Source organism: Escherichia sp. E4742 (assembly GCF_005843885.1).
In the GTDB taxonomy this organism is placed as follows: Bacteria; Pseudomonadota; Gammaproteobacteria; order Enterobacterales; family Enterobacteriaceae; genus Escherichia.
Window position 1 is genome coordinate 1,917,099 of the sequence record NZ_CP040443.1, and the last position, 12,315, is coordinate 1,929,413.

The 12,315-nt window shown below is 48.3% G+C and carries 9 protein-coding genes, 2 tRNA genes and 3 rRNA genes; 4 read left to right on the plus strand and 10 right to left on the minus strand.

Features of this window, described 5'->3' with window-relative positions; translation table 11 throughout:
- Positions 1 to 318 precede the first annotated feature (318 nt).
- Entirely contained in the window at positions 319 to 1,251 is a 933-nt protein-coding gene (locus FEM44_RS09300) for an acyltransferase (protein ID WP_135522540.1), read from the plus strand.
- 40 nt (positions 1,252 to 1,291) lie between these two features.
- Here FEM44_RS09300 and FEM44_RS09305 read toward each other — a convergent pair whose 3' ends face one another.
- The 4 genes from FEM44_RS09305 to FEM44_RS09320 form a co-directional block, all read right to left on the minus strand.
- Positions 1,292 to 2,722, minus strand: a complete 1,431-nt coding sequence (locus tag FEM44_RS09305; protein ID WP_135522539.1) for a DUF945 family protein — start codon at positions 2,720 to 2,722, stop codon at positions 1,292 to 1,294.
- Between the two features lie 155 nt (positions 2,723 to 2,877).
- Positions 2,878 to 3,504 (minus strand): thiol:disulfide interchange protein DsbA, encoded by a 627-nt coding sequence (gene dsbA, locus FEM44_RS09310; RefSeq protein ID WP_135522538.1) that lies wholly within the window; start codon positions 3,502 to 3,504, stop codon positions 2,878 to 2,880.
- 16 nt (positions 3,505 to 3,520) lie between these two features.
- Positions 3,521 to 4,507: a stress response kinase SrkA gene (gene srkA / locus FEM44_RS09315; RefSeq protein ID WP_130260082.1), complete on the minus strand. Its 987-nt coding sequence runs from the start codon at positions 4,505 to 4,507 to the stop codon at positions 3,521 to 3,523.
- Positions 4,508 to 4,583: 76 nt separating this feature from the next.
- On the minus strand, positions 4,584 to 4,853 hold the full coding sequence (locus FEM44_RS09320; protein WP_001295263.1) for a YihD family protein: 270 nt from the start codon (positions 4,851 to 4,853) through the stop codon (positions 4,584 to 4,586).
- Positions 4,854 to 4,922: 69 nt separating this feature from the next.
- Between FEM44_RS09320 and mobA the strand changes: the two genes are divergently transcribed.
- From mobA to FEM44_RS25145, 3 genes are read left to right on the plus strand one after another with little or no spacing between them, the layout of a single operon-like run.
- Complete coding sequence (gene mobA / locus FEM44_RS09325; protein WP_135522537.1) at positions 4,923 to 5,507, plus strand: molybdenum cofactor guanylyltransferase MobA; 585 nt, start codon at positions 4,923 to 4,925, stop codon at positions 5,505 to 5,507.
- A complete protein-coding gene (gene mobB / locus FEM44_RS09330; RefSeq protein ID WP_135522536.1) occupies positions 5,489 to 6,007 on the plus strand; it encodes a molybdopterin-guanine dinucleotide biosynthesis protein MobB in 519 nt (172 codons plus the stop codon). Before mobA ends, mobB begins: the two co-directional genes overlap by 19 nt.
- Before the next feature lie 8 nt (positions 6,008 to 6,015).
- A complete protein-coding gene (locus FEM44_RS25145) occupies positions 6,016 to 6,237 on the plus strand; it encodes a hypothetical protein (protein ID WP_167850658.1) in 222 nt (73 codons plus the stop codon).
- 45 nt (positions 6,238 to 6,282) lie between these two features.
- On the opposite strand, the gene rrf is transcribed toward FEM44_RS25145, so the two are convergent.
- The 6 genes from rrf to hemG form a co-directional block, all read right to left on the minus strand.
- Positions 6,283 to 6,398, minus strand: a 5S ribosomal RNA gene (gene rrf, locus FEM44_RS09340).
- A gap of 101 nt (positions 6,399 to 6,499) precedes the next feature.
- Positions 6,500 to 9,401: ribosomal RNA gene (locus tag FEM44_RS09345) — 23S ribosomal RNA — on the minus strand.
- A gap of 181 nt (positions 9,402 to 9,582) precedes the next feature.
- Positions 9,583 to 9,658 (minus strand) — tRNA-Ala (locus tag FEM44_RS09350).
- 42 nt (positions 9,659 to 9,700) lie between these two features.
- Positions 9,701 to 9,777: transfer RNA gene (locus tag FEM44_RS09355), tRNA-Ile, on the minus strand.
- Between the two features lie 68 nt (positions 9,778 to 9,845).
- A 16S ribosomal RNA gene (locus FEM44_RS09360) occupies positions 9,846 to 11,387 on the minus strand.
- The 16S, 23S and 5S rRNA genes sit together here with 2 tRNA genes alongside, the layout of an rRNA operon.
- A 388-nt stretch (positions 11,388 to 11,775) precedes the next feature.
- On the minus strand, positions 11,776 to 12,309 hold the full coding sequence (hemG, locus tag FEM44_RS09365) for a menaquinone-dependent protoporphyrinogen IX dehydrogenase (protein WP_135523426.1): 534 nt from the start codon (positions 12,307 to 12,309) through the stop codon (positions 11,776 to 11,778).
- Positions 12,310 to 12,315 lie beyond the last annotated feature (6 nt).

Consider the following 12,315-nt stretch of genomic DNA (forward strand, 5'->3'; position numbering starts at 1 on the left):
ACAGGATGAAAACATGAGTTTTTCACCGCTTTTCGTGAAAATCTTTTGTAGATCTTCTGGATCGTTCGCAAATCGTCATGTGGATAACTTTGTGCATAAATTATTTACATCGCTTTAAATTTATTATCATGCTTTTTACGGCATGATGTTTATCTTTGTTTTTCATGAGGTTAAAAATAAATTTATCCCTAAGAATTGAGATAATAGGATTTTTTCTAATGTGGATAGATATAAATTATTTTTCTACTTCAGGATCATCCGTTATTTAGGGCGTTTTCTGATAAAATCTGCGCCTTGCGCTTCTTTAGCGCACTGTCTATGGCTAACCTTTTGAATAATTTAATTATGACGAGAATACTCGCTGCGATAACACTTTTGGTGAGTATCGTATTGACCATTTTGGTCACCATTTTTTGTTCTGTCCCGATCATCATTGCCGGGATCGTAAAACTATTGTTACCTGTGCCAGTGATTTGGCGAAAGGTATCACTTTTTTGTGATTTTATGATGTATTGCTGGTGTGAAGGATTAGCACTATTACTGCACCTTAACCCACACCTGCAATGGGAAGTTCGCGGACTGGAAGAGCTAAGTAAAAAGAACTGGTATCTGCTTATTTGTAACCACCGCAGTTGGGCTGATATTGTTGTACTGTGCGTGTTGTTTCGTAAGCATATTCCAATGAACAAATATTTTCTCAAGCAGCAACTGGCCTGGGTGCCTTTCCTTGGCCTGGCATGCTGGGCGCTGGATATGCCATTTATGAAGCGCTATTCCCGCGCTTATTTGATACGTCATCCGGAACGGCGCGGTAAAGATGTTGAAACCACTCGCCGATCTTGCGAAAAGTTTCGCCTGCATCCCACCACGATTGTGAATTTTGTTGAAGGCTCCCGTTTTACTGAACAGAAACACCAGCAAACCCACTCGACATTTAAAAACCTCCTGCCTCCCAAAGCCGCCGGTATCGCGATGGCACTGAATGTACTGGGTAAACAATTCGATAAACTACTCAATGTTACGCTGTGTTATCCGGACAATAACCGCCAGCCATTCTTCGATATGTTAAGTGGCAAACTGACGCGGATTGTCGTGCATGTGGATTTACAACCTATTGCTGAAGAGTTGCATGGCGACTATATCAATGACAAAAGCTTCAAACGTCATTTTCAGCAGTGGCTGAACACACTGTGGCAGGAAAAAGACCGACTTCTGACTTCACTGATGTCATCACGGAATCAGGATAAGTAGTTATAACTCGCCTCCGTATTAGCAGAGGCGAGTTATCATTTTAATGCACTAAACGTCCGGCACGAGACATAAATTCTTCTTCGCTCATTTCCTGCCCGTTAAAAACAACTTTACCTGGCAAATAATGCAGTTGCAGCGAGGCAATATTGTTGTCAATTGTGATTAACTGAAACATCTTACCTAATGTTGCCATTCCGCCGATTTGTTTATCAGCCAGCTTTTGAGCTTTTTCAGCATCCATTCCTTCAGATAAATTAAGCTGTTTAGCTATTTCAGTGACGACATTAATCGGTACATTCATATCCAGATTGATCGATTTAATTTCTTTGTTTGTGGGTGATGAAGATTTGGCTGGATCGGCAATACTAATATCCAGATTAGCATTTAGTTCACCGACTGCGTTCTTCCAGCTTACAGGTAGTTTAATGATCGGCTCACTTTTTTGTAATAACGGTAAATACTCTTTGAACAATGCAGTATTCATTGCTTCCAGTGCATCTTCATCATTTACTAACTCGGGGTGTGCAGCGAGTTGCTTCTGCATCGCAATGTTGTACTGGATGATAAACTGGCGAACTGCTAAGGGATCAATAGATTCAGCAATCAATGACCACTGACCGCTACCGAGTTGTTGATTCCCTTTTGTTAACTTATCAATTTCGTAGGTCAGATTAGCATTGATATAATCTTTATCTTTTACGCGATCTAGTGTGGTTTTCGCGACAAAAGCGTCGATTTTGGCAACTTCACCACCACGATTGATAATGCTAATCTGATTAAATTTCGACTCGCTTTCACCAACCGGAAATTTCTTTTCTGCTAATCGCGTCAGAGAATTAATGGTAAAATTTTTCGCCGTGACTTTATTCATTGGCGATAATTCCAGAACAATATCTTCGACTTTGCCTTCAACATCGAGATTAGACAATGAACTGTCATCACCATTAAAAGTAAACTGACCTTCACCAAAGGAGAGTTTTCCATACTCTGCAGGGGCAACGTCCAGAGTTGTAGAGAAAGAACCGCCAAAGGCGAATCGCAATGTCGCTTCGACGGGCGCTCTATCTTTTGCAGCAATAAATAGCGGCTGTGTCAGTTCATTATTGACTAATTTAACTTTTGCTGCCGCCATAGCAGGTAAGATATTGCCGCTTTTTAACATTGATAGCGGCAAGGGGCCATGATCGACATCCACATCAAATGCAATACCTTGTCCTGGCTTGATATTGAGATCTGGCGCACCTTTATCAAAGGTAATAAGCATTTGAAAATGAGAGCTAAAAAAACCTTTGTCAAAGTTTTTATAGCTGGCGGTCATATCATAGGCATGCTCTCCCTTCTTTTTACTGTCGTTAAAATCTTTAATAAATTTTTCGACGCCAGACTGGATTTGAGTCCCTTCATACCATGTTCCACCGCCCCAGATAATGGCTAATGCAACAATAACACCTGTGGCTGACTTACGTATCATTTCTAATATTCCCTGATAAAACAGCAAAACTTTTAATATCCGCGCTTGATATTAAAATGTCCAGAAACGAGGTGAATTATCAGAAAGTATTTATATTGATTAAACAACAAAAAAAGCCCGTGAATATTCACGGGCTTTATGTGAATTATAATAAATTATTTTTTCTCAGACAGATATTTCACTGTATCAGCATACTGCTGAACAAAAACATCCATATTGCTGGTATCCATACCCTGCGGATTCAGCTGATATTTACCGTTAACAAACATCGCTGGAACGCCACGCAATTGTACATCTGCAGCCGCTTTTTCTTGCTGTGCGACCAGAGATTTAACAACAAAGCTGTTCCATGCTGCATCATACTCTTCGCCTTTAATACCTGCGTTGATAAATACATCGCGGATATCAGATGCTGAACGAATGGTCTGGGTTTTCTGTACGCCTTCAAACAGCGGAACAGTCACTTTGTCTTCCACGCCCAGCGCCATCGCCACAGCCCATGCCTGAGTCAGATCTTTGCCCAGGTCACCACCCATGAAGTTGACGTGGTATTTAGTCATCTTCGCACCTTCCGGCAGTTTTTTCTTCACATTCTCAGAAATATGCAGAACTTCTTCAAACTGATAGCAGTGTGGGCAGAAGAAAGAGAAAAACTCCAGCACTTGCGGTGCGCCAGCAACCGGCTTTTCCAGCGTGGTGTATTGTTTACCATCTTCATACTGCGCCGCCGATGCGCTAAACGCTAAAACCAAACCAGCCAGCGCCAGCCAAATCTTTTTCATGATCTACTCTCTCCGATTAATACATAGGTGTTAATTGCAAAGGGGGTTCTTGTAGAACTTTTGCCTGTTCTATAAAAGTCGCCGTCTGTCGCAGCCAGTAATCTTCCCCGGTTAACCACGGAAAATTTTTCGGGAACGCGGGATCGGCCCAACGCCGCATTAGCCAGGCAAGATAATAAACCAAACGCATGGCGCGTAAAGGTTCAATCAGTCCGATTTCAGCGGTGTCGAACTCGCTAAATTCTTCATAAGCTTCAATAATAGTTTCTAACTGCATCCGCTGCTCAGCTTTATCACCATTCAGCAACATCCACAGGTCCTGAATTGCAGGGCCATTACGCGCATCATCCAGATCGACAAACATTGGGCCATCGCGCCAGAGAATATTTCCGGCATGGCAGTCACCATGTAATCGCAGAACGGTGAAGTCCTCCCGCCAGTGTGCTGTAACGGCGGTAATAAGCTCATCCGTTGCCTTAAGGAAGGCCGCTTTCAGCCCAGAAGGTATCAGCGTAGCATTTTCAAACAGCTTGCGTGGTTCAATGAGATATTCATTCAGACCGATGGTCGGGCGATGGATAAAAAGCTGTTTGCGCCCCGTCTGGTGCATGCGCCCTAAATAACGCCCAACCGCTTCCATCTGATCAATATTATCGGCTTCGAACTGACGACCACCGACGCTTGGGAAAACGGCAAAATAAAATCCCTGATGAATCAATAAGGTCTGGCCGTTAAAAGCCAAAGGGGCCGCGACAGGAACTTCGTCGTTTACCAGTTGCAGCGCAAATTGATGCTCTTCGAGGATTTGATCTGCTGTCCAACGTTCAGGGCGATAAAATTTGACGACAAAACGCCGACGATCTTCGTCCTGAAATTGATAGACTCGGTTTTCATAGCTGTTAAGCGGGGTAAGACCGGAATCCACCCGGATCCCTTGCTCAAAAAGAGCGTCCATGATGGTATCCGGGTGTAGTGTCTGGAAAGTAAAAGCGCTGTTGTTCATCCCATCATCCGGAAAACATTACGAATGATGAAGGATATCATTTCACAACGATTTTGTTGGTAGCGCTTACAAGCTTTTACTCTTTAATTACGCCACGCGCGCGTAATAGCGCCGTTTTGAAATCTTCTTCATAGTCTTTCTGCAACCCTGGGATCACCGCATCTTTCGCGGAATCGCGCATTTTCAGGTGATAGATCAGAATGTCATCCGTCAAATCCGCCAGTTCGCCGTCAAAACCTGACTCTTTCGCTAGTTTCTGCAAAAATTGCAGCAGGTTAAGGTCTGGCTCTTTTTGCCAGGCTGGCTGGAGGAGTTCAATAACTTCATTCAGACGTTTACATTTCATAGTAATGCTCCTTACTCTTGAGACAGACACGTTAGCAGGGTCAATCCCACAATAAAAGAGGCGATATCGGTGAATCTGATGACGACGATAACAGGCGTTATACTGGCGGGCGGTAAAGCCAGACGAATGGGCGGCGTAGATAAAGGATTGCTTGAATTAAACGGCAAACCGCTGTGGCAACATGTCGCTGACGCGCTTATGACGCAGCTATCTTACGTCGTGGTTAATGCCAATCGTCATCAGGAAATCTATCAGGCAAGTGGTCTGAAAGTAATAGCGGATTCACTGGCGGATTATCCTGGCCCGCTGGCGGGAATGCTTTCGGTAATGCAGCAGGAAGCAGGTGAGTGGTTTCTGTTTTGTCCGTGCGATACGCCTTATATTCCCCAGGATTTAGTCTCCCGGCTTAATCATCAGCGCAAAGATGCACCTGTTGTGTGGGTCCATGACGGTGAACGCGATCATCCAACTATTGCTCTGGTAAATCGCGCTATTGAGCCGTTGTTGCAGGAATATCTGCAAGCAGGAGAACGCCGGGTAATGGCATTTATGAATCTTGCTGGCGGTCACGCGGTTGATTTTAGCGACCGTAAAGAAGCATTTGTGAACATGAATACGCCAGAGGAGCTTGCCCGATGGCAGGAAAAACAATGATACCGCTACTCGCCTTTGCCGCGTGGAGCGGCACCGGTAAAACGACGCTGTTGAAAAAACTTATCCCGGTATTATGCGCCAGAGGGATCCGCCCGGGGCTGATTAAACATACGCATCATGATATGGATGTCGATAAACCGGGCAAAGATAGCTATGAGCTGCGCAAGGCTGGCGCGGCACAAACCATCGTTGCCAGCCAGCAGCGATGGGCCTTGATGACAGAAACACCAGACGAAGAAGAGCTGGATCTGAATTTTCTCGCAAGCCGAATGGATACCTCAAAGCTGGATCTGATTCTGGTTGAAGGGTTCAAGCATGAAGAGATCGCGAAGATTGTGCTGTTTCGCGATGGTGCCGGACATCGACCGGAAGAATTAGTGATAGACAGGCATGTTATTGCTGTAGCCAGTGATGTGCCGATTAATCTTGATGTCGCGTTACTGGATATTAATGATGTTGAGGGGCTGGCTGATTTTGTGGTGGAGTGGATGCAAAAGTAGGAGGGATAATGCAAGGATGGATAAAACGCGCCAGCGTCGCATCCGGCATTTTTTCTGCATCAACGCAAAAAGGCCATCCTGACGGATGGCCTTTCGCTTTATTTGATGCCTGGCAGTTTATGGCGGGCGTCCTGCCCGCCACCCTCCGGGCCGTTGCTTCGCAACGTTCAAATCCGCTCCCGGCGGATTTGTCCTACTCAGGAGAGCGTTCACCGGCAAGCAACAGATAAAACAAAAGGCCCAGTCTTCCGACTGAGCCTTTCGTTTTATTTGATGCCTGGCAGTTCCCTACTCTCGCATGGGGAGACCCCACACTACCATCGGCGCTACGGCGTTTCACTTCTGAGTTCGGCATGGGGTCAGGTGGGACCACCGCGCTAAGGCCGCCAGGCAAATTCTGTTTTATCAACACGTCTTTCTTCGACATGTCGATGTAATCTGTATCAGGCTGAAAATCTTTCTCTCAATCCGCCAAAACATCTTCGGCGTTGTAAGGTTAAGCCTCACGGTTCATTAGTACCGGTTAGCTCAACGCATCGCTGCGCTTACACACCCGGCCTATCAACGTCGTCGTCTTCAACGTTCCTTCAGGACTCTCAAGGAGTCAGGGAGAACTCATCTCGGGGCAAGTTTCGTGCTTAGATGCTTTCAGCACTTATCTCTTCCGCATTTAGCTACCGGGCAGTGCCATTGGCATGACAACCCGAACACCAGTGATGCGTCCACTCCGGTCCTCTCGTACTAGGAGCAGCCCCCCTCAGTTCTCCAGCGCCCACGGCAGATAGGGACCGAACTGTCTCACGACGTTCTAAACCCAGCTCGCGTACCACTTTAAATGGCGAACAGCCATACCCTTGGGACCTACTTCAGCCCCAGGATGTGATGAGCCGACATCGAGGTGCCAAACACCGCCGTCGATATGAACTCTTGGGCGGTATCAGCCTGTTATCCCCGGAGTACCTTTTATCCGTTGAGCGATGGCCCTTCCATTCAGAACCACCGGATCACTATGACCTGCTTTCGCACCTGCTCGCGCCGTCACGCTCGCAGTCAAGCTGGCTTATGCCATTGCACTAACCTCCTGATGTCCGACCAGGATTAGCCAACCTTCGTGCTCCTCCGTTACTCTTTAGGAGGAGACCGCCCCAGTCAAACTACCCACCAGACACTGTCCGCAACCCGGATCACGGGTCTACGTTAGAACATCAAACATTAAAGGGTGGTATTTCAAGGTCGGCTCCACGCAGACTGGCGTCCACACTTCAAAGCCTCCCACCTATCCTACACATCAAGGCTCAATGTTCAGTGTCAAGCTATAGTAAAGGTTCACGGGGTCTTTCCGTCTTGCCGCGGGTACACTGCATCTTCACAGCGAGTTCAATTTCACTGAGTCTCGGGTGGAGACAGCCTGGCCATCATTACGCCATTCGTGCAGGTCGGAACTTACCCGACAAGGAATTTCGCTACCTTAGGACCGTTATAGTTACGGCCGCCGTTTACCGGGGCTTCGATCAAGAGCTTCGCTTGCGCTGACCCCATCAATTAACCTTCCGGCACCGGGCAGGCGTCACACCGTATACGTCCACTTTCGTGTTTGCACAGTGCTGTGTTTTTAATAAACAGTTGCAGCCAGCTGGTATCTTCGACTGATTTCAGCTCCACGAGCAAGTCGCTTCACCTACATATCAGCGTGCCTTCTCCCGAAGTTACGGCACCATTTTGCCTAGTTCCTTCACCCGAGTTCTCTCAAGCGCCTTGGTATTCTCTACCTGACCACCTGTGTCGGTTTGGGGTACGATTTGATGTTACCTGATGCTTAGAGGCTTTTCCTGGAAGCAGGGCATTTGTTGCTTCAGCACCGTAGTGCCTCGTCATCACGCCTCAGCCTTGATTTTCCGGATTTGCCTGGAAAATCAGCCTACACGCTTAAACCGGGACAACCGTCGCCCGGCCAACATAGCCTTCTCCGTCCCCCCTTCGCAGTAACACCAAGTACAGGAATATTAACCTGTTTCCCATCGACTACGCCTTTCGGCCTCGCCTTAGGGGTCGACTCACCCTGCCCCGATTAACGTTGGACAGGAACCCTTGGTCTTCCGGCGAGCGGGCTTTTCACCCGCTTTATCGTTACTTATGTCAGCATTCGCACTTCTGATACCTCCAGCATGCCTCACAGCACACCTTCGCAGGCTTACAGAACGCTCCCCTACCCAACAACACATAGTGTCGCTGCCGCAGCTTCGGTGCATGGTTTAGCCCCGTTACATCTTCCGCGCAGGCCGACTCGACCAGTGAGCTATTACGCTTTCTTTAAATGATGGCTGCTTCTAAGCCAACATCCTGGCTGTCTGGGCCTTCCCACATCGTTTCCCACTTAACCATGACTTTGGGACCTTAGCTGGCGGTCTGGGTTGTTTCCCTCTTCACGACGGACGTTAGCACCCGCCGTGTGTCTCCCGTGATAACATTCTCCGGTATTCGCAGTTTGCATCGGGTTGGTAAGTCGGGATGACCCCCTTGCCGAAACAGTGCTCTACCCCCGGAGATGAATTCACGAGGCGCTACCTAAATAGCTTTCGGGGAGAACCAGCTATCTCCCGGTTTGATTGGCCTTTCACCCCCAGCCACAAGTCATCCGCTAATTTTTCAACATTAGTCGGTTCGGTCCTCCAGTTAGTGTTACCCAACCTTCAACCTGCCCATGGCTAGATCACCGGGTTTCGGGTCTATACCCTGCAACTTAACGCCCAGTTAAGACTCGGTTTCCCTTCGGCTCCCCTATTCGGTTAACCTTGCTACAGAATATAAGTCGCTGACCCATTATACAAAAGGTACGCAGTCACCCCATAAAGAGGCTCCCACTGCTTGTACGTACACGGTTTCAGGTTCTTTTTCACTCCCCTCGCCGGGGTTCTTTTCGCCTTTCCCTCACGGTACTGGTTCACTATCGGTCAGTCAGGAGTATTTAGCCTTGGAGGATGGTCCCCCCATATTCAGACAGGATACCACGTGTCCCGCCCTACTCATCGAGCTCACAGCATGTGCATTTTTGTGTACGGGGCTGTCACCCTGTATCGCGCGCCTTTCCAGACGCTTCCACTAACACACACACTGATTCAGGCTCTGGGCTGCTCCCCGTTCGCTCGCCGCTACTGGGGGAATCTCGGTTGATTTCTTTTCCTCGGGGTACTTAGATGTTTCAGTTCCCCCGGTTCGCCTCATTAACCTATGGATTCAGTTAATGATAGTGTGTCGAAACACACTGGGTTTCCCCATTCGGAAATCGCCGGTTATAACGGTTCATATCACCTTACCGACGCTTATCGCAGATTAGCACGTCCTTCATCGCCTCTGACTGCCAGGGCATCCACCGTGTACGCTTAGTCGCTTAACCTCACAACCCGAAGATGTTTCGTAAAACACCATCGTGTTGCGAAAATTTGAGAGACTCACGAACAACTTGCGTTGTTCAGTGTTTCAATTTTCAGCTTGATCCAGATTTTTAAAGAGCAAAACTTCGCAGTGAACCTTTGCAGGTACACTCTGAAGTATTTTTTATTTAATCACTACAGAGATGGTGGAGCTATGCGGGATCGAACCGCAGACCTCCTGCGTGCAAAGCAGGCGCTCTCCCAGCTGAGCTATAGCCCCATAACATGTAGTTAAAACCTCTTCAAATTTGCGGTGCAAATTTGGTAGGCCTGAGTGGACTTGAACCACCGACCTCACCCTTATCAGGGGTGCGCTCTAACCACCTGAGCTACAAGCCTGTAGAGGTTTTACTGCTCATTTTCATCAGACAATCTGTGTGAGCACTGCAAAGAACAGTTCTTTAAGGTAAGGAGGTGATCCAACCGCAGGTTCCCCTACGGTTACCTTGTTACGACTTCACCCCAGTCATGAATCACAAAGTGGTAAGCGCCCTCCCGAAGGTTAAGCTACCTACTTCTTTTGCAACCCACTCCCATGGTGTGACGGGCGGTGTGTACAAGGCCCGGGAACGTATTCACCGTGGCATTCTGATCCACGATTACTAGCGATTCCGACTTCATGGAGTCGAGTTGCAGACTCCAATCCGGACTACGACGCACTTTATGAGGTCCGCTTGCTCTCGCGAGGTCGCTTCTCTTTGTATGCGCCATTGTAGCACGTGTGTAGCCCTGGTCGTAAGGGCCATGATGACTTGACGTCATCCCCACCTTCCTCCAGTTTATCACTGGCAGTCTCCTTTGAGTTCCCGGCCGGACCGCTGGCAACAAAGGATAAGGGTTGCGCTCGTTGCGGGACTTAACCCAACATTTCACAACACGAGCTGACGACAGCCATGCAGCACCTGTCTCACAGTTCCCGAAGGCACCAATCCATCTCTGGAAAGTTCTGTGGATGTCAAGACCAGGTAAGGTTCTTCGCGTTGCATCGAATTAAACCACATGCTCCACCGCTTGTGCGGGCCCCCGTCAATTCATTTGAGTTTTAACCTTGCGGCCGTACTCCCCAGGCGGTCGACTTAACGCGTTAGCTCCGGAAGCCACGCCTCAAGGGCACAACCTCCAAGTCGACATCGTTTACGGCGTGGACTACCAGGGTATCTAATCCTGTTTGCTCCCCACGCTTTCGCACCTGAGCGTCAGTCTTCGTCCAGGGGGCCGCCTTCGCCACCGGTATTCCTCCAGATCTCTACGCATTTCACCGCTACACCTGGAATTCTACCCCCCTCTACGAGACTCAAGCTTGCCAGTATCAGATGCAGTTCCCAGGTTGAGCCCGGGGATTTCACATCCGACTTAACAAACCGCCTGCGTGCGCTTTACGCCCAGTAATTCCGATTAACGCTTGCACCCTCCGTATTACCGCGGCTGCTGGCACGGAGTTAGCCGGTGCTTCTTCTGCGGGTAACGTCAATGAGCAAAGGTATTAACTTTACTCCCTTCCTCCCCGCTGAAAGTACTTTACAACCCGAAGGCCTTCTTCATACACGCGGCATGGCTGCATCAGGCTTGCGCCCATTGTGCAATATTCCCCACTGCTGCCTCCCGTAGGAGTCTGGACCGTGTCTCAGTTCCAGTGTGGCTGGTCATCCTCTCAGACCAGCTAGGGATCGTCGCCTAGGTGAGCCGTTACCCCACCTACTAGCTAATCCCATCTGGGCACATCCGATGGCAAGAGGCCCGAAGGTCCCCCTCTTTGGTCTTGCGACATTATGCGGTATTAGCTACCGTTTCCAGTAGTTATCCCCCTCCATCAGGCAGTTTCCCAGACATTACTCACCCGTCCGCCACTCGTCAGCGAAACAGCAAGCTGTTTCCTGTTACCGTTCGACTTGCATGTGTTAGGCCTGCCGCCAGCGTTCAATCTGAGCCATGATCAAACTCTTCAATTTAAAAGTTTGATGCTCAAAGAATTAAACTTCGTAATGAATTACGTGTTCACTCTTGAGACTTGGTATTCATTTATCGTCTTGCGACGTTAAGAATCCGTATCTTCGAGTGCCCACACAGATTGTCTGATAAATTGTTAAAGAGCAGTGCCGCTTCGCTTTTTCTCAGCGGCGCGGGGTGTGCATAATACGCTTTCCCGCTACAGAGTCAAGCATTTTTTTGCTTTTCTCTGTCAGGATTCTCAGGAGAATCCCGCTGACCCGGCGGCGTGTTTGCCGTTGTTCCGTGTCAGTGGTGGCGCATTATAGGGAGTTATTCTGAGCTGACAAGAGGAAATTTAAAATAATTTTCCGAATGCGCGTTTTTTATTCTTTATGCTTATTTCGACGCCTATCTGTTGGTTAATTGAGCTATTTCTCGGGCAAAATTCGCGACCTGCTCCCAATCGGTATAGACAACCTCTTTGCGCGTATCTGTTTCTCCGCCTGACATCTTCATAATCAGCTTGATCATAAAGCGGTCGTACCAACGATAGCGTGGATAACGCAGCGCCCCGGCAATAACGGCACAGCGATCGGGGCGCCATTGTGAGTTCATCAGAAACTTCCGCGCGTAGCTGTTAGTCTGCACAGTACGCTTCTCCGGTTTACGCGCCACCAGGTTTACGGAGTAAAAGGCGCTCGGCATTGAGTTCAGCTGCGTCGCATGTTTTTTGACAAACTCCTGGAACGCAGAATGGTAGTGACCGTAGCGAATAGAAGCACCAATGACCACGCGATCGTAGTTTTCCCACTGTGGCTCTTCAATGCGGTGCACATTAGCAACATCCGCCTGTATCCCCAGTTCTTTCAGTTCCGAAGCCAGGTAGGAGGCAATCTCGCGCGTTTGTCCGTCCCTTGTTGAGAAAAGAATTAATGTTTTCACGTATTA